Consider the following 24,033-nt stretch of genomic DNA (forward strand, 5'->3'; position numbering starts at 1 on the left):
AGGAAAGCTATAATCATGTTTGTTGCTCTTAGAGGTGATACAATTGAAATGGACAGTTTATCAGTTACATCAAAAAGCTAAAAACAGCTTCGATTTTCATGAGACGGTTGACTTAAATGAACTTACTAGCCTTCATTCAGATATACGTCGCATTTCACCGGTAGAGGTGAAAGGGACTGGAGTGATCGAATCAAAGCAAGTCGCATTTGATTTAACCATCACAGGTGAAATGACATTGCCTTGTTCAAGAACGCTTGTTGATGTAAATTATCCATTTGCGATTTCAACGAAAGAACTATTTGTACTTCATAAGACAGACGACATAGAAGATGAAGACGTTTCTATTGTAGAAGACGACATCATCGACTTAACGCCTTTAGTCAAGGAAGAAATTCTTCTTGAAGTGCCGATGCAAATCTTTTGCGACCAAACGGACGTAAAAGGTGCTGCACCACAAGAAGGGAATGACTGGGCGGTCATTTCGGAAGATGCACATCAAAACCGAATTGATCCGCGTCTGGAAGGCTTGAAGAAGCTCTTAGAAGAAAATAATGAATCTTAACTTAACTCTTTAAGGAGGTGGGAATAATGGCTGTACCTTTTAGAAGAACTTCTAAAATGAAAAAAAGATTGCGTCGTACGCATTTCAAACTACAAGTACCTGGTATGGTAGCTTGCCCAGAATGCGGTGAAATGAAAATTTCTCATCGTGTCTGCAAATCTTGCGGAACATACAAAGGCAAAGACGTAAAAAGCAACTAATGCTTGATAAAAAAACGTGAGGGAATTCTTCCCTTGCGTTTTTTTATTTGTCTATTTTTTAGGTTTCTCCCCTGCAAATAGTCTATCTACTCTAGTAGGCGCATATGATGTGGTATTCAGATTCAGGGGGGATGATCAATTGACGATTACAAGGCAGGACGCATGGACACAGGATGAAGATTTACTTTTAGCAGAAGTTGTCTTAAGGCACATTCGAGACGGAGGAACGCAGCTTTCCGCATTTGAGGAAGTCGGGAAAGCATTGTCAAGAACAGCGGCAGCATGTGGTTTCAGGTGGAACTCATACGTTAGAAAACAATATCAGGCAGGCATAGAGCTGGCAAAAAAACAGCGGAAAGAATTGCGCAAAAAAATAGGTATTCATTCCTCTGGTTTACCACAGCATGCGTTAACCATAGAAGAGAAGACTACTTCAAATCAGGCTGAATTGACCCTTCGAGAAGTGATTCAGTTTTTAGAGCAGCTTGAAAAAGAACCTGATGGACCTACTCATTTACGCGAAGAACTGGCAGATGCACAGCATCAATTGAAGTCACTTACAGAAGAAAATGAACACTTAAAGCGGCAATTAAAAATGACAGAAGAAGATTACCGGGCACTCATAGGTATTGTTGAAAGAGTCAAACAGAATATCAGCTTAAAAGAATATGCTAAATAAAGAGACGCCCCTCACAGAGAAAGGAGGGGCGTTTTGTGATCAGCCTTTAAGCGGATTCACCTGTATTTTTTTGAATATGTGCGGGCTCCCAGATGAGTGGATTTTCACCCTTATCGCGCTCCATATCATATTTGACTGCTTCAAAGCCCATTTTATCCCAAAAACCGGCAGATTTGACGCGCGGATTGGTCCGAATTGGCAATCCAAACGATTTAGCGAATTCAACAAGTGCTTCTCCGTACCCTTTGCGCTGATACCCAGGAAGCACTTCCAGCTTCCACAGCTCTAAATAATCATGGTTGTGGTTAAAATACGTTGTCGTTGAGCCGTCCACTTGATAAAGGCTCATACGTGCCACTAGCTTATCTCCAAAATAAATCCCATAAAATGGAGAGTTGCTGTCATTTTCAATCATATTGCTTTCAAGGTCTTCGAGCATGGATAGCTCTTGTATGCCGTATTCCTTAAATTGTTTAAATTCCTCTAACGTTTTGTAATTAATTAGAAGTCGTTTTACTTGTGCCATATGATCTTCCCCCTTACACACATAATGTCGACAGTGATGTCATTGAAGGCGTTTTCATCCCACCCGCCTCAAAAAGTTTTTACACTTATTATTATAGTTTTTAAATTAAAAAAATTCAATCATAGCGCGCCATCTGCTTTTTGCATCACGACATGAACCTGTTAAAATAGTTGATATCATGAAGTAAACGAAAAAGGGATGTGCGGCAGTTGAATATTGGAATCATTGGCGGCGGTGCGATTGGTCTGCTTTGTGCTAGTTATTTAACGCAGCATCATGACGTCACAGTCTTTACAAGAAGAAACGAACAGGCAGAAGAGATTCGAGCAGTAGGCATTGAGCGAACAGTAAAAGGAGAAACATGCCAGGTGGCTGTTCATGCACAGACAGGAATAACAGGAGAATTTGATTTGCTCATCGTGACAGTGAAATATCATCATTTGCAAGATGTACTTGGTGAACTATCGACATTACCTCCTCATCGTATCTTATTCTTACAGAACGGAATGGCTCACTTATTAGATTTGGAGAATTGGAAAACGGGACATTCATTATACATAGGTGTGGTAGAGCACGGAGCTATGAAGATGTCAAATCATGCAGTGAACCATACAGGTATCGGTGTCATTAAGTGGGGGGCATTTCAGCATGAAGAAGCAGCTGATATAAAAAAAGCATTGAATGAGACATCATCTCATTTTCAGATGATCTATACGGATGAATGGAAAAAGGTGCTGGAGGAAAAACTGCTTGTCAATGTCTGTATTAATCCGCTCACGGCTTTGCTGCATGTGAGAAACGGGGAATTGATCGCAAACCCTTCATATGAATACATGATGAAATGTGCATTTGAAGAAGCAGTTTCCATCTTGAGCTTACCTGAAAAAGAGCGGCTCTGGTCTTATGTAGTCTCTGTTTGTGAGAAAACGGCTGAGAATCAGTCGTCTATGCTTCAAGATATAGTGAAAGGCCGCCAAACCGAAAGAAAAGCCATCCTTGGCTATCTTTTAAAAAAGGCTCAAGCTCACAGCGTTGCGGCGCCACATCTCACTTTCTTTGATCGAAGCTTGGAAGTATTGGAAAAAAAGCAAACAAAATCTTTTGAGTGAGCTCATTTACATGCTATACTTTTTTCGGGAAACTAACTATTTATTGAAGAAAGGAAGTTCTAAACATGCAATTGACTGAACTTTCCATCCGAAGTCAGAATTTATTCATACGTGATTATATAGAAGAAAAAAAAGAGATGACGACTTTTTTTGATTATGATATACATTCTGAGCACACATGGAAAAAGAGATACGACGATCTCATGGAAATGAGCTTCCCGCGCGAGGCTTTAGCGGATTATATGAGCGCGTACCACGCAAAGTTTGAATCGAAAGCGATGCGCCAGAACATTGAAAAGATCCGTGATGAACGGAGTGTCATGGTGGTCGGAGGACAGCAGGCTGGTCTATTAACAGGACCGCTTTATACCATACATAAAATCATATCCATCATTCAGTTTGCAAAAGAAAAAGAAACAGAGCTTGGCGTCCCGGTGATTCCGGTCTTTTGGGTAGCCGGTGAGGATCATGACGTAGATGAAATTAATTTTGTGTACACATCTGGCGAAAAAGGGCCAGTGAAACAAAAGCTGTCATTACATAACGTCAAAAAAGCGGCTGCGAAAAGAATCCCGCTTGATCAAGAAAAAACCGAGACATGGCTCCGTGATGTGTTTTCAACGTATGAAGAATCTGCATACACCAATGACTTGTTTGATCAGCTTCTTCGATGTTTACGCAAATCACAAACGTTTACTGATTTCTTTGAATGGATTGTATGTGACCTCTTTGAAGAGGATGGACTGCTTTTATTTAATTCGGGTGACTTAGGTGTCAAACCACTCGAGCGTGCGTTATTCAAGCACATTGTCGAGACAAATGATGCAGTTACTGCTCGCTTAAATGAATCGCAGGCTGCTATGAAACGAGCAGGATATCAGCCAATTATTGAAGCTGGTGACAATCAGGCGAATCTGTTTTACGAATATGATGAGGAACGTTTCCTGATTGAAAAAGAGAACGGCCGGTTTTCTATATCAGAAGTGGGGCTTACGTGGACGAAGGAAGAGCTTTTGCAGGAAGTGGAGGAGCACCCAGAACGGTTTAGCAACAATGTGGTGACGCGTCCCTTGATGCAGGAAACCCTTCTCCCGACACTTGCCTTTATGGCAGGACACGGTGAGGTTAACTATTGGGGAGAGCTGAAAGGAATCTTTGAGCATTTTAAATTAAAGATGGCGCCTGTTCTTCCGAGACTGCATGTAACCCTTCTTGAAAGGCACATCGACAAGAAACTGCCAGTTAGAGAACTGTCGGTAGAAGAAGTGCTGACAAATGGAGTGAAAGAAAAGAAAGAAGCGCACTTTCAGCAAAGTCTTCCAGACAGCTTTGTTCAAGCGGTTCAACACGCCAAACGTGAATTAGCAAATGCTCATGACGTGATGAGACAAGAAGCACTGGAGATTGAACCAAACTTCGAGCAGCTGCTAGATAAAAATGCCAAATTTATTGAAGACCAGCTTCAATTTGTTTATCAAAAGGTTGCGCAGCGTGTGGAAGAGAAGGAAGGATATATCCTTCGGGACTTTGAACGGATTGAAAATAGTTTAAAACCACTAGATGCTCCGCAAGAAAGAATTTGGAATATCATGTACTTTTTAAACAAATATGGTCCAGAATTCTTCAAAACATTCAAAAATATGCCATTTTCATTTCAAAACAAGCAACAAATTGTCAAACTTTGAAATAAAGTTTTAATGAACCCTGACTAGTTCAGGGTTTTTTTTTATGTAGAAACAGTGTAGAATAAGTTTTGTGGAGAGAAGTGGTGGATAGTGGAGAGTATGGGTGAGAAAGTGGGGCTCTGATTATCATGTTCATGGGTGAATACCAACATACGATTGATACAAAAGGGCGCATGATCATCCCTGCTAAATTTAGAGACGGTCTCGGAGAACAGTTTGTGCTGACGAGAGGGCTTGATCAATGTTTATTTGGCTACCCTATGAGTGAGTGGAAACTAATCGAAGAGAAACTCAAAGCACTACCGCTAACGAAAAAAGATGCACGTGCGTTTACCCGGTTCTTCTTCTCTGGCGCAGTCGAATGCGACCTGGACAAGCAGGGGCGTATTAACATCGCATCAAACCTACTCCAATATGCAAAACTCGAAAAAGAATGTGTGGTCATCGGCGTTTCAAATCGAATTGAGTTGTGGAGTAAGTCGATCTGGGAACAATATACAGAAGAGCAAGAAGATTCTTTTGCTGAAATTGCTGAAAACATGATTGGATTTGATATATAATAATCCCTTGTGCAGCAAGCTTTCTACACATTCATTTCTATTTGAAAAAGGTGGGACCATAACATCATGTTTCAACATGAGACAGTATTATTAAAAGAAACAGTTGACGGTTTAAACGTAAAAGAAGACGGTACATATGTGGACTGCACGCTAGGCGGAGCAGGTCATAGCTCATATTTACTATCTCAATTATCAGAAAAAGGAACATTGATTGGATTTGACCAAGACGATGCTGCACTGGATCATGCACGAGAGAAGCTCGCGGATTCTAAAGCGAACATTCTTTTCATAAAAAGCAACTTCCGATATTTAAAAGAACGTCTGAATGAACAAGGTATTACAAGCGTAGACGGTGTGATTTTTGACCTTGGGGTATCATCTCCTCAGCTCGACACACCAGAGAGAGGCTTTAGTTATCACCATGATGCACCTCTTGACATGCGAATGGATCAATCAGCCGCATTGTCGGCAAAAAAAGTGGTGAATGAATGGCCATTTGAAGATCTAGTTCGGATTTTCTACAAATATGGGGAAGAAAAGTTCAGCAAGCAAATCGCACGCAAAATTGAAGAAGCAAGAAAAAAAGCGCCAATTGAAACAACGGGTGAGCTTGTCGACATTATCAAAGAAGGAATTCCGGCACCTGCAAGACGAACTGGCGGACATCCAGCAAAAAGAGTGTTTCAAGCGATCCGAATTGCCGTAAATGATGAATTGAAAGTATTTGAAGAAGCACTAGAACAAGCAATAGAGTTACTCAATCCGAAGGGGAGAATTTCTGTCATTACATTCCATTCACTTGAAGACCGGATTTGTAAAAGTACATTTAGAGAAATGTCTTCTCTTCCAGAACTTCCGCACGGACTACCAGTGATTCCAGAAGGACTTGAACCAAAGCTGAAGCTGATCACGAGAAAACCGATCGTTGCATCAGAACAAGAGCTGGAACATAACAACCGTGCCCGTTCAGCGAAGCTCCGAATTGCAGAAAAAAAGTAAAACGACACCATAGATGATGATAAAAAGGAGGTTTCTTATGAGTAATTTGGCTTACCAAAGAGAAGTGAAGCACCATCAAACAGAGCAGCAAGGCCAATCGGTTGTCATTAAAAGAAGAGGTTCTATCACACTTGGTGAAAAAATCTTACTTGTCATGTTTGTCATGGCTCTTATGTGCAGCTCGATTCTCATCATTTCTAAAGCTTTTGCTGTCTATCACGCCAATATCGAAGTGCAGAAGCTAGAACAGCAAGTATCTTTAGAATCGAAGAAGATCACTGAGCTACAAAAGGAAAAAGACTTGCTGAGTGAACCAGAAAGAATCATTGATGCCGCAAAAAAAGCAGGCTTAACTATTTCGAAAGATGTTAAGAAGGTCGATTAACATGGCGATGCCTAAAAAGAATAAAATGATGAACAGAGGCGCGGCAATTGCGAGTATTTGCTTCGCCCTGTTTTTCTTTATCATCCTAGCACGTTTTATCTATATTCAAATTACAGGAACGGTTGATGGACAAGTATTAGCTGCCAAGGCAAATGAACAATATCAATCGAAGAAAACACTTGAAGCAAAAAGAGGATCTATTTTAGACCGGAATGGAAATGTGATCGCTGAGGATACATCTGTGTATAAGCTCATTGCAGTCATGAGCAAGAAAATGACAGTGGACCCTAAGCATCCAATGCATGTCGTCGATAAAGAAAAGACGGCAAAAGAGCTCTCGAAAGTCATCGATATGAGTGAAAGCGAAATTTTAAAGCGTCTCAATACAAAAGATGCATTCCAAGTGGAGTTTGGTAAAGCGGGGAAGGATATTAGTTTTTCAACGAAGGAAAAAATTGAAAAGCTAAAGCTTCCAGGTGTTGCTTTTGAAAAAGACACGAAGCGATATTATCCTAACGGCATGTTTGCTTCTAACCTCATCGGTTATGCCAGATTAAATGAGGCGACAAAGGACATGTCAGGTGCAATGGGACTTGAGAAGGCACTGAACAAATTTTTAAAAGAAAAAGACGGCTATGTGACATATAACAGTGACAGAAGCGGATGGGCATTGCCGAATAGTAAAGAAGACATTGTCGCCCCGAAAGACGGGAAAAATGTCACGCTGACCATCGATCAGAAAATTCAAGCGTTTCTTGAAGAAAGTATGACGCAGGTTGCCAAAAAGTATAAGCCGAAGAAAATCATTGCCACAGTCGTTGATCCGAAAACTGGGAAGGTTCTCGCGATGGGGCAACGGCCAAGCTTTAATTTAAATGAACTAGACATTACGAATTATAACAATGATGTGATTTCATATGCGTTTGAACCAGGTTCAACGATGAAGATCTTTACCCTCGCTGCGGCGATCCAAGAAGGGGTCTACCAAGGCAATGACAAATATCAATCTGGTACTTATAAAGTAGGCGGCGGACTTGTCCGAGACCACAACAACGGAAATGGCTGGGGGAAAATTGACTTTCATCAAGGAGTTCTTCGCTCGTCAAATGTGGCCTTTGCAAAGCTGGCAAAAGAAAAACTAGGCTTCACACGATACGAACAATATTTGCAGAAGTTCCATTTCTATGACAAAACGGGGATTGACTTGCCGAACGAAGCGTCTAGTAAAATCAATTATAGATATGAATATGACAAAGCATCGACAGCTTATGGTCAAGCATCAGCCATCACACCGATTCAACAAATCGAAGCAGCCACTGCGATAGCAAACGGCGGAACAATGATGAAGCCATATGTCATTGACCATATTACAGACCCGAACACAAACAAAACGATTTTGCAGCACGAACCAACAGCGGCAGGAAAACCGATTTCATCTGATACAGCGAAGCAAGTTCGTGACATTTTAGGTGAGGTTGTTTCCTCGAAAATTGGAACAGGTCAGCCTTATCAAATCAAAGGCTTCGACGTTGCTGGAAAAACAGGAACGGGACAAATTGGCGGTGCCGGCGGTTACCTCCAAGGAAGAAACGATTACGTCTTTTCATTTATGGGAATGGCGCCAAAAGATGATCCGAAGCTACTTGTTTATGTGGCTGTCCAGCAGCCGCAGCTGTCTGAAACAGAAACGGGGTCAGCTCCGGTTTCTCAAATCTTTAACCCTGTCATGAAAAATAGTTTGCTATATTTAAATATTGCACCAACAAAAACAGACGATAAGAAATCAGGCGAACAAAAAGTGAAACAAGAAACGATGCCTTCATTCCTGGATTTAGAAGTGAAGCAGGCAGAAACAGAAGTCAAAAATAAACACTTAACACCTGTTGTCATCGGCGACGGTCTGTCCATTAAACGCCAGTGGCCGAGTGCGGGCTCTGAATTCTCTGAAAGCCAGAAAGTCTTCTTGAAAACAGCAGGGAAAACCATTAAGATGCCTGATATGACAGGCTGGTCCAGAAGAGAAGTCCTTCAATATGCTTCGATTGCCGGTGTGCATATAGAAACAAATGGACAAGGCTATGCTGTGAAACAAAGTGTCAAAAGTGGAGCGGAGATTTCAGACAAAGTCGTCACTGTGACATTTAAAAGCCCAAATTAACTGTAAACCTAGCAAATCACTTGCTAGGTTTTTTCTTTTGCTCCAGCAGAATATCACGGTGCGTTCTACAAAAGGACGGGCCTGCATATGATGAAAACAAGCCATATGTAAGGAGTGAACCGGGCGTGCGAGTGTCGAGTGTAACAGTGAGAAAACGATTGCTTTTCGTGCTGCTGTTTGGGGTGATCATTTTTTTCATCATAGATACTAGATTAGGATATGTGCAGTTTATTATGGGTGAGAAGCTGACAAGCTTAGCAAAAGATTCATGGAGCCGAAACCTCCCATTCGAACCAGAACGAGGAGATATTTTGGACCGGAATGGGGTAGAGCTTGCGACGAACAAAAGTGCTCCATCTATTTTGGTCGTCCCTCGGCAAATTAAAGATCCCGCAGAAACAAGCAAGAAATTGGCAGCTGTGCTGAATATGTCTGAAGAAAAAGCGTACAAGCACGTCACGAAAAAAACATCAATTGAACGAATTTCTCCTGAGGGCAGAAAGGTATCACATGAAAAAGCAAAAGAAGTAAGAGAGCTTGATTTAGAAGGCGTGTATGTAGCAGAAGACAGCATCAGACATTATCCGTTTGGCAGCTTTCTTTCACATGTACTCGGCTTTGCTGGAATCGATAATCAAGGCTTACTTGGACTTGAAGCCTACTATGACGATGACCTAAAAGGCGAAAAAGGGTCTGTGAAGTTTTATTCTGATGCAAAAGGGCAGAAAATGCCAGATGAAGCAGACGATTATACACCGCCTAAAGATGGTCTTGATATGAAATTAACAGTCGATGCAAAAGTACAAACCATCATAGAACGGGAATTAGACAACGCGCAGGCAAAGTATAATCCAGATGGTATGATTGCGATTGCGATGAATCCGAAAAATGGTGAAGTGCTAGGAATGTCAAGCAGACCAGATTTTGATCCAGCTGACTATCAATCAGTTGACTCAAAAGTGTTTAACCGAAATCTTCCGGTGTGGAGCACATATGAGCCGGGTTCGACATTTAAAATTATTACACTTGCAGCAGCATTAGAAGAGAAGAAAGTGAATTTAAAACGCGATTCATTTTTTGACAGCGGATCTGTGACAGTTGATGGTGCAAGACTCAGGTGCTGGAAAAAAGGCGGGCACGGATCACAGTCATTCTTGGAAGTAGTTCAAAATTCCTGTAACCCCGGCTTTGTAGAGCTAGGAGACCGTCTTGGTAAAGAAAAATTATTTTCTTATATCAAAAATTTCGGATTTGGCCAAAAAACCGGAATTGACCTTCAAGGAGAAGGACGGGGCATTTTGTTCCCGCTTGATCGTGTAGGTCCTGTAGAGCAGGCGACCACCGCCTTTGGTCAAGGCGTATCTGTTACGCCAATTCAGCAAGTAGCTGCAGTAGCAGCTGCAGTAAATGGCGGGACACTTTACACGCCTTATATTGCAAAAGAATGGATAGATCCAATCACAAAAGAGGTTGTGAAAAAGCAATCACCGATTGCCAAAAAGAAAGTGATTTCAGCAGAGACATCTAAAGAAATCAGGTATGCACTTGAAAGTGTAGTCGCTCAAGGAACTGGCCGAAATGCATTTGTTGAAGGGTATCGGGTTGGCGGAAAAACAGGAACAGCACAGAAGGTAAAGGACGGAAAGTATATGGAGAATAACCACATTGTGTCGTTTATCGGATTTGCGCCTGCAGATGACCCAAGTATCGTAGTCTATGTAGCTGTGGATAACCCAAAAGGCACCATTCAATTTGGTGGTACCGTTGCCGCACCAATTGTTGGTCATATTATGCGAGATAGCCTGCCTGAGATGGGTGTGAAAAAAAGAAAAGGCCAAATTGAAAAGAAGTATCAGTGGCTGGACACAAAAACCATTGAAGTACCGAATCTTGTAGGAGGATCTGTTTCAGATCTTGAATCCCTCTTGATCAACCTAAAGATCGATGCCTCAGGAACTGGCAGTAAAGTAGTGAAGCAATCACCTGCTGCTGGGACAAAGGTCAAAGAAGGCTCCACGATCAGATTATACTTAAACGATGAATAATAAAGAATGAACAGAGGGTAGCCGCACTCATTTGGCTGCCTCTTTTTGTTGAAAGAGAAGGCCAGTTTGAAAAAAAGAGTCCAAAGTGTGTTTTTTCCAACAGAAACTTAAGGAATACGCTGGATGTATCCTTTTTTTTACGATAAAATATAGACTGTGTGTTTTTTTCACAAGACATGCACGTGAACGAATTTGAGAGGTTTGATATGAAAATGAAATTACAAGAACTGCTTACATACTTTAAAAGTGAAAACAACGAATTGATAAACGAAAATCCTGATATCACTTCCATTGAAATGGATTCAAGAGAGGTGAAAAAGGGAAGCCTTTTTGTCTGTATAAAAGGCTATACAGTAGATGGACACGATTATGCTGAAAAAGCGGTGAAAAGCGGGGCTGCTGCCATTGTAGCAGAACACCCTCTTAACATAACAGAGGTACCAGTCATTATTGTGAAACACTCTCAAAGAGCACTTGCAAGAATAGCTGATGCGTTTTATGAACAGCCCACTCATAAGCTGAATCTCATCGGGATCACAGGCACAAACGGAAAAACCTCAACAACACACATGATCGAACAAATGATGAGAAAAGCCGAGAAGAAAACAGGCTTAATCGGTACGATGTATATGAAGGTGAATGATGACATTCTCGACGTGAAAAACACCACACCTGAAAGTGTCACACTTCAAAAAACGTTTAAACAGATGCTTGATCAAGATGTAGACACAGCCATCATGGAAGTATCATCACATGCCCTCCATCTTGGCAGGGTGCATGGATGTGATTATGATATTGCTGTTTTCACAAATCTTACGCAGGACCATCTTGACTACCACAACACAATGGAAGAATATAAACATGCGAAAAGCTTGCTGTTTTCTCAGCTCGGAAGTGCCTTTCATCACAATAAACCGAAGCATGCGATTTTAAATGCAGATGATGAGGCTTCGAGTTATTTTGAAAAAGTCACAGCTGCTGAAGTCATGACGTATGCCCTAGAGCGAAAAGCAGATGTCATGGCAAAAAATATTCAAATCATGCCGAAGGGAACTCAATTTGATTTGGTCACTCCAATCGGCACCAAGAAAGTGACGGTTGCCCTTGTCGGAAAGTTCAATGTGTATAATATCCTCGCAGCTGTATCAGTTGGGATCGTATCTGGCTTAACATTTGAGACGATCGTGAGTGCGATTGAAGAGCTGGAAGGAGTCAAGGGCAGATTTGAACTTGTAAACTGCGATCAAGACTTCCCTGTCATCGTCGATTACGCACATACACCTGATAGTTTAGAAAATGTCCTCACAACATGTAAAGAATTAACAGAGGGCAAAATTTTCTGCGTGATTGGCTGCGGCGGAGACCGTGATAAAACAAAGCGTCCTCAAATGGCTCAAATCGCTGTGAAATATGCAGATGAACCTGTATTTACATCAGACAACCCAAGAAGCGAAGATCCTTCAGCCATTTTAAAAGATATGGAAAACGGGGTACCAGACGCATATTATCATAGCTTTGTGAATCGAAAACAAGCGATCTTCTTTGCCATTGCCAATGCGAAAAAAGGCGATACAGTCTTAATAGCCGGTAAAGGCCATGAGACCTATCAAATTATTGACGATCAAGTCTATGACTTTGATGATGCAAAGGTTGCTATTGACGCTATTTTAGATCTAAACAAATCTTAAAATGATGAAAAGAGTGTAATGAAATGAAGCATTTTGTACAAAAACAACATACGAAGAACGCGAATGAATACCATAATAATGAATGCAATTTTCTGATGGAAAACGGCTTTGGAAATTCGGAAGGAGTAAAGAACGATGCTTGAACAGGTGATATTGTTTACAATCATAATGGGATTTTTAATCAGTGTTCTTTTATCCCCGATTTTTATACCGTTTTTAAGAAGACTAAAATTTGGTCAAAGTATTAGAGAAGAGGGCCCGCAGTCTCACCAAAAGAAATCTGGGACGCCGACAATGGGCGGCATCATGATTATCTTTTCTATCACTATTACAACAATTGTGATGATCAACAAATTTTCTGAGATTAGTCCAGAAATGTTTTTACTGTTATTTGTCACACTTGGTTACGGCCTATTAGGATTTTTAGATGATTATATTAAAGTAGCGATGAAACGAAATCTTGGATTAACATCGAAACAGAAATTAATCGGTCAAATTGTGATCGCTGTGATCTTTTATGCAGTTTTCCATTATTATCAGTTTGCAACGACGATTCGCATTCCAGGAACAGACGTCAGCTTTGATTTAGGATGGGCTTACTTTATCCTTGTTGTTTTCATGCTTGTCGGAGGTTCTAATGCCGTAAACTTAACAGATGGACTGGATGGCCTCTTATCTGGAACCGCTGCTATTGCTTTCGGAGCATTTGCTATACTGGCTTGGAATCAATCCCAGTATGATGTAGCGATCTTTTCAGTAGCTGTTGCAGGAGCCGTTCTTGGCTTCCTTGTGTTTAACGCACATCCTGCAAAAGTATTTATGGGTGATACAGGTTCTCTAGCATTAGGCGGAGCCATTGTAGCAATTGCGATTTTAACGAAGCTTGAAATTTTACTTGTCATTATTGGTGGAGTATTTGTTGTTGAGACGTTATCCGTTATTCTTCAAGTCATCTCCTTTAAAACAACCGGCAAAAGAATCTTTAAGATGAGTCCGCTTCATCACCACTATGAGTTAGTTGGCTGGTCAGAGTGGAGAGTAGTTGTCACCTTCTGGACAGCTGGTTTATTACTTGCTGTTTTAGGAATTTACATCGAGGTGTGGTTATAATTGAATAAGATGCAAATGTTAAAAAACGAACATGTACTAGTATTAGGTCTTGCTAAAAGCGGATATGCGGCAGCTTCAATTCTTCATGAACATGGAGTAAATGTGACGGTAAATGATCAAAAACCGTTTGAAGAAAATGAACCTGCTCAGCTACTTTCTGAAAAGGGGATTGATGTCATTTGTGGCAGTCATCCTCTTCGTATATTCGAAGATAAAGACATTACAATTTTAATTAAAAATCCAGGCATTCCATATGAAAATGTGATGGTTCAAGAAGCGCTTCGCCGCCAAATTCCAGTTTGGACGGAAATAGAATTAGCGTATCATTTAACCTCATCTCCTTTTATTGGGATTACTGGATCGAATGGAAAAACCACTACCACGACATTGATTTATGAAATGCTGAAACAAGACAGCCAAAAAACATTAGTGGCGGGTAATATTGGAACAGTTGCCAGTGAAGTCGCTGCAAATGCAGCTGGCGATGAGTGGATCGTAACAGAACTCTCTTCTTTTCAGTTAATGGGAACAGTTGAATTTAGACCTAAAATCAGCTTAATATTAAATATTTTTGATGCACATTTAGATTATCACCACACTCGTGATGAATATGAAAAAGCAAAGCAGAAAGTATTCGCACATCAACAAGAAGATGACATCGCTGTAATTAACCTAGATGATCCTTCCGTTGTAAAACTAGCAGAAGGTTCAAAAGCAAAAAAAGTGTTTTTCTCAGTGAAAGAGCCAGTAGAACATGGTGCGTTTATTCAACATGGTGCAATTTACTACATGAATGAACATATCATTGATGTAAAGGATGTTGTCCTTCCTGGTGAGCATAATCAAGAAAACATTCTGGCAGCTATTTGTGTTGTAAAAAATGCAGGCTGCTCAAATGAAGCGATCACACGCGTACTCACCACATTTGGTGGGGTGAAGCATCGTCTGCAATTTGTAGATACAATTCAGAGTCGGAAATTTTATAACGATAGCAAGGCGACCAATATACTGGCAACAACTAAAGCATTGTCAGCCTTCGAACAACCGACTATTTTATTAGCAGGTGGACTTGATCGAGGCAATGAATTTGATGAGTTGAAACCTTTTATGAAACATGTCAAAGGAATTATCACATTTGGTGAGACTGCACCTAAGTTTGTGAAGCTTGGTGAAGAGCTTGGAATACATCACGTAAAACATGTCGATAATGTTGAACAAGCAGTACCTGCGGCGTTTAACATATCTGAAGAAGAAGACGTGATTTTATTATCTCCGGCTTGTGCAAGCTGGGATCAACATAAAACATTTGAAGAACGTGGAGACATGTTTGTAAACGCCGTGCATATGCTTAAATAAGGGCTTGTCTCTCATATGACTGACAGCCCAAATGAAATTATGCTTGGGGTGTCGGTCTCTTGACGAATAAGAAAACTTCTCCGGATTTTTTGCTTGTTGTCATTACGTTACTTTTATTGACGATTGGTTTAATTATGGTGTACAGCGCTAGTGCTGTGTGGGCATCGTATAAATTTGATGATTCGTTTTATTTTGCAAAAAGACAGCTGTTGTTTGCCGGAATCGGAGTTATCGCAATGTTTTTCATTATGCGAGTCGATTATTGGACGTGGCGGACTTGGTCAAAGATATTGATTGCTGTTTGTTTTCTCCTTTTGCTGCTTGTACTTATTCCTGGTATCGGTATGGAGAGAAATGGATCAAGAAGCTGGATCGGTGTCGGAGCGTTTAGTATTCAGCCCTCTGAATTCATGAAGCTTGCGATGATTGCGTTTCTTGCAAAATTCTTATCTGAAAAGCAAAAAAATATCACATCCTTTCGAAAAGGTTTTGCCCCAGCTTTAGGCATTGTATTTTCTGCATTTGCCATCATCATGCTTCAACCGGATCTGGGAACAGGAACGGTGATGGTTGGAACCTGTATTATTATGATATTTGTTTCAGGTGCGAGAATTGCTCACTTTATATTTCTCGGTCTTATAGGGCTCAGCGGATTTGCTGCACTTGTCTTATCAGCACCCTACCGAATAAAACGAATTACATCTTATTTAAATCCTTGGGAAGATCCACTAGGCAGTGGGTTTCAAATTATTCAGTCCTTATACGCTGTTGGTCCAGGTGGTCTGTTCGGAATGGGACTTGGTCAAAGTAGACAAAAATTCTTCTATTTACCTGAGCCCCAAACGGACTTCATCTTTGCGATATTGTCTGAAGAGCTTGGCTTTATAGGGGGATCACTCATTTTACTCCTCTTTAGTGTTCTATTATGGAGAGGCATACGAATAGCACTTGGAGCCCCGGACTTATATGGGAGTTTCCTAGCAGTTGGTATTATTTCAATGGTTGCCATTCAAGTAATGATTAACATCGCAGTTGTCACTGGACTTATTCCTGTGACAGGTATCACGCTCCCATTCCTTAGTTATGGCGGCTCATCATTGACATTAATGCTGATGGCGATTGGCGTACTTTTGAATGTCAGCAGGTACGCAAGATATTAGCGTGCTGAAGCTAATGAAACCATGTTGACGTTTATTTTGCAAAAGTATAAAAAAATGATTTGAAGAGTGAAAATGACAGTTTTTGTTTCGAAAACGTTTATTTTGACTCTTCTTTACAGGTTTTAATGGAGCCCTGTTGTTTAAAACAGGGTTTATACTTTGTTCAGAGCAGAAAAAAATTGAGGGGAAATGGTATAATGCGTATAGTAATCAGTGGAGGCGGAACAGGCGGACATATTTATCCGGCCTTAGCCTTTATTAAAGAAGTGAAAAGACTGCATCCTGATGTGGAATTTTTATATATCGGTACTGAAAATGGACTTGAAAAGAAAATTGTAGAAAGAGAAAATATCCCTTTCAAGGCAATAGAAATTTCAGGTTTTAAACGAAAGCTTTCCTTTGATAACGTCAAAACGGTGATGAGATTTTTAAAAGGCGTTCAAAAAAGCAAATCTTACTTAAAAGAATTCAAGCCTGATGCGGTTATTGGAACAGGCGGTTATGTGTGTGGGCCTGTTGTTTATGCGGCTTCTAAGCTGAAGATCCCGACCATTATACACGAACAAAACAGCCTGCCTGGTATTACAAATAAGTTCCTAGCGAGATATGTTAATAGGGTAGCCATATGCTTTGATGAGGCAAAGGCACATTTTCCTTCTGAAAAGGTTGTATTTACGGGAAACCCTAGAGCCTCTGAAGTCGTCTCTATAAAAGAGGGGAAATCTCTTAAAGAATTCGGGCTCGATGAAAAGAAAAAAACGGTTCTTATTTTCGGCGGGAGTCGAGGTGCTGCTCCTATCAATAGAGCAGTGATCGAAATGCAAGATGATTTAAAGGCTAAAAACTACCAGCTTTTATATATCACAGGTGAGGTTCATTATGAAAAAGTGTTGAATGAACTAAAGGAAAAAGGTGCAGCACCTAATATGATCACCAAACCTTTCTTGCATCAAATGCCAGAGTACCTGAAATCGATCGATGTGATTGTTGCAAGAGCAGGAGCTACAACAATTGCTGAAGTAACGGCTCTTGGAATCCCAACCATTTTTATTCCGAGCCCATACGTGACGGCAAATCATCAGGAAATCAATGCAAGATCACTTGAAAAACATGATGCTGCGATTGTTTTAAGAGAATCAGAGCTTTCAGGGGATCGTTTGCTGCATGCCATTGATGAAATTGCTGGTAATGAAGAAAAACTCAACCAAATGAGCCGTTTAACGAAAGAACTCGGAGTACCAGATGCGGCTACACGTTTATATAATGTGTTAAAAGAAATAACGACTACATGATGGAATGATATTAGGTAAGGCGGAGGGTAATATGGAGAACTTGAAGAATGAATTATTAGAAGCGCAAGTTGGTAAAGTACTTGAAAATGAGCCGCTTGCAAATCATACAACAATGAAAATAGGCGGACCAGCAGATCTTTTGATCATCCCAAAAGATATCGATGCAGTGAAAACGATCATGGATCATGTGAAAAAACACCATACGAATTGGACGGTCATTGGAAGAGGATCTAATTTACTTGTCCTTGATAAGGGAATTCGAGGAGTTGTCCTAAAGCTAGGTGCTGGACTGGATCACCTAACTGTAAATGATGAAGAAATTACAGTAGGCGGCGGCTACTCTGTCGTAAGGCTCGCGACATCACTTAGTAAACAGGGTCTTTCAGGACTGGAATTCGCAGCTGGTATTCCGGGATCTATTGGAGGCGCTGTTTATATGAACGCAGGTGCACATGGATCTGATATCAGTAAGATTCTTGTGAAAGCCAGAATCTTATTTGCAGATGGAAGCATCGAGTGGCTCACAAATGAACAAATGAATTTTAGCTATCGAACGTCAGTCCTACAAAAGGAACGACCTGGCATTGTTCTAGAAGCTGTGTTTAAGCTCAAGCAGGATGACCGCGAAAAAATCACAAAGAAGATGCAGCAAAATAAAGATTATCGTAAAGAAACTCAACCTTATAACCGGCCATGTGCTGGCAGTATTTTTCGAAATCCGCTGCCTGAATATGCAGGACAGCTTGTAGAAAAAGCGAATTTAAAAGGATACCAAATCGGCGGAGCTAGAATTTCTGATATGCACGGCAACTTTATTGTCAACGCTGGTGGAGCGACTGCTCAAGACGTGCTGGACTTAATTCAGTTCATCCAAAAGAAAATTAAAGAAGACTACAACGTAGAGATGCATACAGAAGTAGAAATTATCGGTGAAGAAAATTAACAGCTAGTTTTTATGAATGATGGCATCTGAGGAAAACAAACGGCATGAAAGAATGCCGTTTGTTTTCTCATCAAAATGATGACCCAAAGGTGTGGACAAGCAGCTTTGAATGAGGTGAAGAGTATATATGCGGCCTGATCATGAAAATGAAAAGATCGTCAATATAGAAGAGCGAATTCCTAAAATTAAAGAACAAAGGAAGCAAAAAGCGAATCGGAGACTGATCTCTTTTATACTACTGTTTTTTATCATGGTTTTAATTATTATTTATTTGCAGACACCTATCAGCAAAATTTCTTCTTTAACCATCACAGGTAACGAGCATGTCTCAACAAAACAGCTTGTTAAACTTTCACAAATTAAAGAAGGCGAAACAGAGTTTTGGAATTTAAATAAAGATTTAACAGCAGATCATATGAAACAAAATAAATTGATTAAAAGTGTCAGTATCAAAAAGCATTTCCCAAATAAAGTGAGTATTGCTGTCAAAGAATATGCAAATATTGCGTATCTTCAAAAGGGAAATCTATATTATGAGCTTCTTGAAAATGGGACCGCTTTACCAGAAGAAGTGACACCGAGTCATGCAGGACCTATTTTTGTCGATTGGGACAATAAGGAGAAGCTGAAGCAAACTGTTAAATCTTTAAATCAACTGCCAGCCTCTATTCAGGAACTCATCTCAGAAATATATTATGTGCCGACCAATTCAAACAAGTGGCTAGTTAAATTTTATATGAATGACGGAAACACTGTGATTGCATCAATTAAAACATTCGGTGATAAAATGAAAACCTATCCAGCCATTGTAAAAGAACTTTCATCATCTGAAAAAGGCACAATCCATATGGAAGTCGCTACGTATTTCGAAGCGTTTAAATCTAAGAAAAAGGAAGATGAGCGTTGAGAGGCAAAACAGTTATATTCTCGATTGTCATGCTTGTTCTTGGTTTTCTGATTTCTTTTTCATACCAATATACAAAGCAGCATCAGGCAGATGTCATTCGAACAGAGCAATGGAAAAAAGAATACTCTCTGAAAAGTCAGCTCACAACGCAAGAAAAGGCGAATCAGAAACTCGAAAAAGAATTATATAGTCTTCAATCAAAGGTACAAGCAACGGAGTCCAATTTGAAAAATGAAAAAGAGCAATATTTTAATGTGCTGGAAGATGTTGAGAAATACAGAATGTTTACAGGAGAGATCGGTGTAAAAGGAAAAGGGGTAAAAGTGTCTCTTGAAGATGCATCTTATATCCCGAGTGGACAAAATGTTAATAATTACATTGTGCATGAGAGCCACATTTTTCATGTGATAAACGAACTATTTATATCAGGGGCTTCTGCTGTATCTATTAATGGGCAAAGAATCACACACCAATCATACATACATTGTAACGGTCCAGTTGTCACAGTAGATGGTGTTCAGCATCCAGCACCATTTGTCATATCTGCTATTGGTGATCCTGCTGTGTTAATACCCGCTTTAAATATTGCAGGGGGAGTGGTCGATCAGCTGACAAGTGATCACATTTCAATGACGATCGAGAAAACGGATATTCGTATGAACCCTCTTTTAAGAAACAAAGATTAAAAGTGAAAAGGTGAGTGGTGTTGAGGAAAAAGAAGCCTTTACTTAGTTTAACAGCTTTAATGATCATATTTGGCATCATGGTCTCCATCCAATTTAATTCCTTACAAAAGCCCAAAGTTCGTGATACTCGTGATGTGTGGGAACTGAGAGAGGATTTATCTGCATCTAAAAGTAAGGAATTGGATTTGCTCAAAGAAATTGATAAATACGACGAGATGCTAAAAAAATATGGTCTTCAAGGAGACCGATCAAAAGAAGCACAATTAACAAAAACATTAAAGGATTTAAAAGAAAAGGCTGGTTTTACAGAAGTGGAAGGGGAGGGGATTGAAATTGAAATATCTCAGCTTTTTTCCAAGGACCTTACCGGAGAAGAAGTGAAAAATATCCCACCTGATCTTCTGAAAAAGTTAATGAATGAAGCCAATATGTTTGGGGCAAAACATATTTCCATCAATGATCGCCGTGTCATTAATACAAGTGTGATTCGAGATATTAATGGCACGACAAAAATGGATGGCTACAGCTTAGATAGTGATGAAGTCACCATTAAAATGATTAGTGAGCAGGCCGACAAATTATACAGCCGTTTAAATGTATCAGATATTGGTGATTTGTTTGCTCAGGAAAACTTCAGCTTGAGTATGAGCCAGCCGAAGAAAAAAATCCACTTAAAAGCATATGACGGTGCAATTCAAGTAAACGAATTGAAGCCTCTTGACGATGTAAAGGAGGGAAAATCTTAATGTGGCTTCCTGTACTTGGCTTAATCATAGGAGTTGCGATCGGTTTCTTAACTAATTTTACGATACCGAATGAGTATTCTAATTATCTTTCCCTCGCTGTACTTGCTGCGCTTGATACATTGATTGGTGGAATCCGGGCACATCTGCAAGGGGCATACGATGAACTAGTGTTTGTATCAGGCTTCTTCTTTAATATTATACTGGCAATAAGTTTAGCTTTTCTGGGCGTCCATCTTGGTGTAGACTTATACTTAGTCGGAATGTTTGCATTCGGCGTTAGATTGTTTCAAAATATAGCAGTTATTAGAAGAATTCTCCTAACAAAATGGACAATTTCTAGAGAAAAAAAGAAAAAAAGTCAGTCATAAAAAAGGATATACATATGATGTAACGAATATTTTCAGTAATCCTAATAAAAAATGTTGATTTTTTAAGTTTTGTTACACACTTGTAAAAACACATTCATTGTATTGTTGTTCAGCAAATAATAGAATAGAAAGTATTGATATGTGAGGAGGTGCCATAGAATGAACAACAATGAAATTTACGTCAGCCTTGACATCGGTACATCCAATATAAAAGTCATCGTCGGAGAAATGGCGGATGATTCGCTTAACATTATAGGTGTTGGAAATGTCCCTTCAGAGGGGTTAAAAAAAGGATCGATTGTTGATATAGATGAGACAGTTCATTCTATTAGACAAGCATTTGAACAGGCTGAGAGAATGGTAGGTTTTCCTTTACAAAAGGCGATTGTCGGAATTAACGGAAACCACATTCATATTCAGAATACGAGCGGCGTAGTCGCAGTATCTAGTGAAAACAAAGAAATACATGCTGAAGATGTGAGACGTGTCTTAGATGCTGCACAAGTAGTATCTATTCCTCAAGAACATCTCGTCGTAGACGTGATTCCGAGACAATTTATCGTCGACGGAAGAGATGAGATCACAGATCCGAAAAAAATGCTTGGTGTTCGGCTAGAGGTGGAAGGATCGTTAATTACAGGTTCTAAAACGATTCTACATAACTGGCTCCGATGTGTAGAAAGAGCTGGAATTGAAATACTGGATATATGCTTGCAGCCACTCGCATCGGGCTCGGCAGCATTATCGAAAGATGAAAAAAATCTTGGGGTAGCTCTTGTCGATATTGGCGGCGGATCTACAACGATTTCCGTATTTGAAAACGGGCATCTCTATTCTACTCACAGTATCCCTTTGGGCGGAGAGAACATAACAAAAGATTTGTCTATAGGACTTAGAACTTCCACTGAAGAAGCTGAACGAATCAAAAAACAATTTGGGCATGCGTTTTATGATGAGGCATCGACTGAGGAGACATTTGAAGTTTCTGTGATCGGTACTGATCAAAAACAAACGTATACACAAATTGATGCGGCTAACATTATTGAAGCGCGGCTGGAAGAAATCCTGCTCTTTGTGGCAGAGGAATTAAGAAATATGGGTGTCCATGATTTGCCTGGTGGATTCGTTCTAACAGGTGGACAGGCAGCCATTCCAGGTATCCTTTCTCTTGCACAAACAGTCTTGCAAAACAATGTCAGGATTGCAAGTCCGAATTATATCGGGGTGAGAGAGCCTCAATATATGACAGGAGTGGGTCTGATCCACTTTGCTTATCGCAATGCAAAGATTCAGGGCAGACAAGTTGGATTCCAAATGCCAGATGAGGCGTTTCATGAAGTAGGCGCATCCATGGAGCCGGTTTCTTCTGCACCACAAGTGAAAGAAGCGCAGCCAAGACCGAAAGTAAAACAACAAGCACAACAAGAGACAAATAAAAAACCGGGCAAAATGAAAAAACTATTTAATATGTTCTGGGAATAGAATTAGATTTTCGACGGATTAGGAGGATTCAGCATGTTGGAGTTTGAAACAAATATAGACGGCCTAGCATCAATTAAAGTAATCGGAGTAGGTGGCGGCGGGAATAACGCTGTCAACCGAATGATTGAAAATGACGTACAAGGTGTCGATTTTATTGCAGTCAATACTGATGCACAGGCGTTAAATCTATCAAAAGCAGAAACTAAAATGCAAATCGGTGCTAAGCTGACAAGAGGGCTTGGAGCAGGTGCGAATCCTGAAGTCGGTAAAAAAGCTGCTGAGGAAAGCAAAGAGCAGATTGAAGAAGTATTAAAAGGCGCAGACATGGTCTTCGTTACAGCTGGTATGGGCGGTGGAACTGGTACGGGTGCTGCACCTGTCATTGCAAAAATCGCAAAAGATTCTGGTGCATTGACAGTTGGAGTTGTGACTCGTCCTTTCACATTTGAAGGAAGAAAGCGTCAGCTTCAAGCAGTTGAAGGAATTGCTTCTATGAAAGAAGCCGTTGACACATTAATCGTGATTCCAAACGATCGCTTGCTGGAAATTGTTGATAAAAACACGCCAATGCTGGAAGCATTCCGCGCGGCAGATAACGTGCTTAGACAAGGTGTTCAAGGGATTTCAGATTTAATTGCAACACCAGGTCTGATTAACCTTGACTTTGCTGACGTGAAAACCATCATGTCCAATAAAGGTTCAGCTCTTATGGGTATTGGTGTCGCAACAGGTGAAAACCGTGCTGCGGAAGCCGCGAAGAAAGCCATTTCCTCACCACTTCTAGAAACAGCAATCGATGGTGCTCAAGGTGTCATCATGAACATTACGGGTGGAACGAACCTAAGTCTTTATGAAGTGCAAGAAGCGGCGGATATTGTGGCTTCTGCATCTGACGAAGATGTAAACATGATTTTCGGGTCTGTCATCAATGATAACTTGAAGGATGAAATTGTGGTTACTGTGATCGCTACTGGATTTATTGAGCAAGAACCAGAAGTGACAAAATCACAAAGAAACCCATTAGGACAAGGATTAAAGCAAAATCAATCCATTCCTCAAAAACGTGAAGTAAAACGTGAAGAACATCAACAGCCATCATCTCAGCCAAGACAAAATACACAATCAAGTGATGATACGCTAGACATTCCAACGTTCTTACGCAACCGCAATAAACGCTAATCGAGTATAGCTTAACCCCTTCCATTGGAAGGGGTTTTTTTATGTCTCAACTTATAAGGGTTTCTAATCAAAAAGTCATAAATACGTGAAAGCTACTTCAATTTCCATATGTAATTTGACTTATGGTGTTTAAGAAAAAAGAATCATTTTTACTCCCTCTTACAAAAAACGACAAAATGATGAACTTTATTTGACTACATTAAATAGA

The 24,033-nt window shown here is 40.2% G+C and carries 23 protein-coding genes; 22 read left to right on the forward strand and 1 reads right to left on the reverse strand.

All coding sequences use genetic code 11. From position 1 onward, the window contains the following. Window positions 1-43: 43 nt before the first annotated feature. The 3 genes from MHH41_RS07200 to gerR all read left to right on the forward strand — a co-directional run bounded on the left by MHH41_RS07200 (window position 44) and on the right by gerR (window position 1,441). Window positions 44-562, forward strand: a complete 519-nt coding sequence (locus MHH41_RS07200) for a YceD family protein (protein ID WP_003210956.1) — start codon at window positions 44-46, stop codon at window positions 560-562. A gap of 26 nt (window positions 563-588) precedes the next feature. Beyond that, window positions 589-762: a 50S ribosomal protein L32 gene (rpmF, locus tag MHH41_RS07205; protein WP_008354700.1), complete on the forward strand. Its 174-nt coding sequence runs from the start codon at window positions 589-591 to the stop codon at window positions 760-762. 139 nt (window positions 763-901) lie between these two features. Then, window positions 902-1,441, forward strand: a complete 540-nt coding sequence (gene gerR / locus MHH41_RS07210; protein WP_050945104.1) for a sporulation-specific transcriptional regulator GerR — start codon at window positions 902-904, stop codon at window positions 1,439-1,441. Window positions 1,442-1,487: 46 nt separating this feature from the next. On the opposite strand, the gene MHH41_RS07215 is transcribed toward gerR, so the two are convergent. After that, the gene (locus MHH41_RS07215; RefSeq protein WP_003211702.1) at window positions 1,488-1,967 is read right to left on the reverse strand and encodes an N-acetyltransferase; all 480 of its coding nucleotides are present in this window, start codon (window positions 1,965-1,967) and stop codon (window positions 1,488-1,490) included. Window positions 1,968-2,176: 209 nt separating this feature from the next. Between MHH41_RS07215 and MHH41_RS07220 the strand changes: the two genes are divergently transcribed. From MHH41_RS07220 to ftsZ, 19 genes are all read left to right on the forward strand, one after another. Further along, window positions 2,177-3,076 carry a 2-dehydropantoate 2-reductase gene (locus tag MHH41_RS07220; protein ID WP_340866020.1) on the forward strand — a complete coding sequence of 300 codons (900 nt, stop codon included), beginning with the start codon at window positions 2,177-2,179 and terminating at the stop codon, window positions 3,074-3,076. 65 nt (window positions 3,077-3,141) lie between these two features. After that, entirely contained in the window at window positions 3,142-4,761 is a 1,620-nt protein-coding gene (bshC, locus tag MHH41_RS07225; protein ID WP_212045836.1) for a bacillithiol biosynthesis cysteine-adding enzyme BshC, read from the forward strand. Between the two features lie 128 nt (window positions 4,762-4,889). Further along, window positions 4,890-5,321, forward strand: coding sequence for a division/cell wall cluster transcriptional repressor MraZ (gene mraZ, locus MHH41_RS07230; RefSeq protein WP_003211163.1), 432 nt, complete (start codon window positions 4,890-4,892; stop codon window positions 5,319-5,321). A 66-nt stretch (window positions 5,322-5,387) separates the two neighbouring features. Further along, window positions 5,388-6,320, forward strand: a complete 933-nt coding sequence (gene rsmH / locus MHH41_RS07235) for a 16S rRNA (cytosine(1402)-N(4))-methyltransferase RsmH (RefSeq protein WP_003210993.1) — start codon at window positions 5,388-5,390, stop codon at window positions 6,318-6,320. 37 nt (window positions 6,321-6,357) lie between these two features. Continuing rightward, window positions 6,358-6,705: a cell division protein FtsL gene (gene ftsL, locus MHH41_RS07240; RefSeq protein WP_106029731.1), complete on the forward strand. Its 348-nt coding sequence runs from the start codon at window positions 6,358-6,360 to the stop codon at window positions 6,703-6,705. Window positions 6,706-6,712: 7 nt separating this feature from the next. Next, complete coding sequence (locus MHH41_RS07245; RefSeq protein ID WP_034620042.1) at window positions 6,713-8,863, forward strand: penicillin-binding protein; 2,151 nt, start codon at window positions 6,713-6,715, stop codon at window positions 8,861-8,863. Between the two features lie 125 nt (window positions 8,864-8,988). Next, window positions 8,989-10,908, forward strand: coding sequence for a stage V sporulation protein D (locus MHH41_RS07250; RefSeq protein ID WP_012009866.1), 1,920 nt, complete (start codon window positions 8,989-8,991; stop codon window positions 10,906-10,908). A gap of 212 nt (window positions 10,909-11,120) precedes the next feature. Continuing rightward, window positions 11,121-12,596 carry a UDP-N-acetylmuramoyl-L-alanyl-D-glutamate--2,6-diaminopimelate ligase gene (locus MHH41_RS07255; RefSeq protein WP_050945101.1) on the forward strand — a complete coding sequence of 492 codons (1,476 nt, stop codon included), beginning with the start codon at window positions 11,121-11,123 and terminating at the stop codon, window positions 12,594-12,596. Between the two features lie 135 nt (window positions 12,597-12,731). After that, window positions 12,732-13,706 (forward strand): phospho-N-acetylmuramoyl-pentapeptide-transferase, encoded by a 975-nt coding sequence (mraY, locus tag MHH41_RS07260; protein WP_003211854.1) that lies wholly within the window; start codon window positions 12,732-12,734, stop codon window positions 13,704-13,706. A 9-nt stretch (window positions 13,707-13,715) separates the two neighbouring features. Next, window positions 13,716-15,062 carry a UDP-N-acetylmuramoyl-L-alanine--D-glutamate ligase gene (gene murD / locus MHH41_RS07265; protein ID WP_373466194.1) on the forward strand — a complete coding sequence of 449 codons (1,347 nt, stop codon included), beginning with the start codon at window positions 13,716-13,718 and terminating at the stop codon, window positions 15,060-15,062. 59 nt (window positions 15,063-15,121) lie between these two features. Further along, window positions 15,122-16,222 (forward strand): stage V sporulation protein E, encoded by a 1,101-nt coding sequence (gene spoVE / locus MHH41_RS07270; RefSeq protein WP_003212197.1) that lies wholly within the window; start codon window positions 15,122-15,124, stop codon window positions 16,220-16,222. A 197-nt stretch (window positions 16,223-16,419) separates the two neighbouring features. After that, window positions 16,420-17,514, forward strand: a complete 1,095-nt coding sequence (murG, locus tag MHH41_RS07275; RefSeq protein WP_003212323.1) for an undecaprenyldiphospho-muramoylpentapeptide beta-N-acetylglucosaminyltransferase — start codon at window positions 16,420-16,422, stop codon at window positions 17,512-17,514. Window positions 17,515-17,545: 31 nt separating this feature from the next. Continuing rightward, window positions 17,546-18,457 (forward strand): UDP-N-acetylmuramate dehydrogenase, encoded by a 912-nt coding sequence (murB, locus tag MHH41_RS07280; RefSeq protein ID WP_253622635.1) that lies wholly within the window; start codon window positions 17,546-17,548, stop codon window positions 18,455-18,457. Window positions 18,458-18,584: 127 nt separating this feature from the next. Then, window positions 18,585-19,364: a cell division protein FtsQ/DivIB gene (locus MHH41_RS07285; protein WP_003211861.1), complete on the forward strand. Its 780-nt coding sequence runs from the start codon at window positions 18,585-18,587 to the stop codon at window positions 19,362-19,364. Then, complete coding sequence (locus tag MHH41_RS07290) at window positions 19,361-20,050, forward strand: DUF881 domain-containing protein (RefSeq protein ID WP_003211621.1); 690 nt, start codon at window positions 19,361-19,363, stop codon at window positions 20,048-20,050. Before MHH41_RS07285 ends, MHH41_RS07290 begins: the two co-directional genes overlap by 4 nt. 20 nt (window positions 20,051-20,070) lie before the next feature. Next, entirely contained in the window at window positions 20,071-20,796 is a 726-nt protein-coding gene (locus tag MHH41_RS07295; RefSeq protein ID WP_106029729.1) for a DUF881 domain-containing protein, read from the forward strand. Beyond that, complete coding sequence (locus MHH41_RS07300) at window positions 20,796-21,164, forward strand: small basic family protein (protein ID WP_137054665.1); 369 nt, start codon at window positions 20,796-20,798, stop codon at window positions 21,162-21,164. Before MHH41_RS07295 ends, MHH41_RS07300 begins: the two co-directional genes overlap by 1 nt. Window positions 21,165-21,323: 159 nt before the next feature. Beyond that, entirely contained in the window at window positions 21,324-22,646 is a 1,323-nt protein-coding gene (gene ftsA, locus MHH41_RS07305) for a cell division protein FtsA (RefSeq protein WP_050945096.1), read from the forward strand. Between the two features lie 33 nt (window positions 22,647-22,679). Next, on the forward strand, window positions 22,680-23,825 hold the full coding sequence (gene ftsZ / locus MHH41_RS07310; protein WP_003211613.1) for a cell division protein FtsZ: 1,146 nt from the start codon (window positions 22,680-22,682) through the stop codon (window positions 23,823-23,825). Window positions 23,826-24,033 lie beyond the last annotated feature (208 nt).

The sequence above is a fragment of the Bacillus sp. FSL K6-1145 genome (assembly GCF_038003425.1).
GTDB classification, from domain to species: domain Bacteria; phylum Bacillota; class Bacilli; order Bacillales; family Bacillaceae; genus Bacillus; species Bacillus pumilus.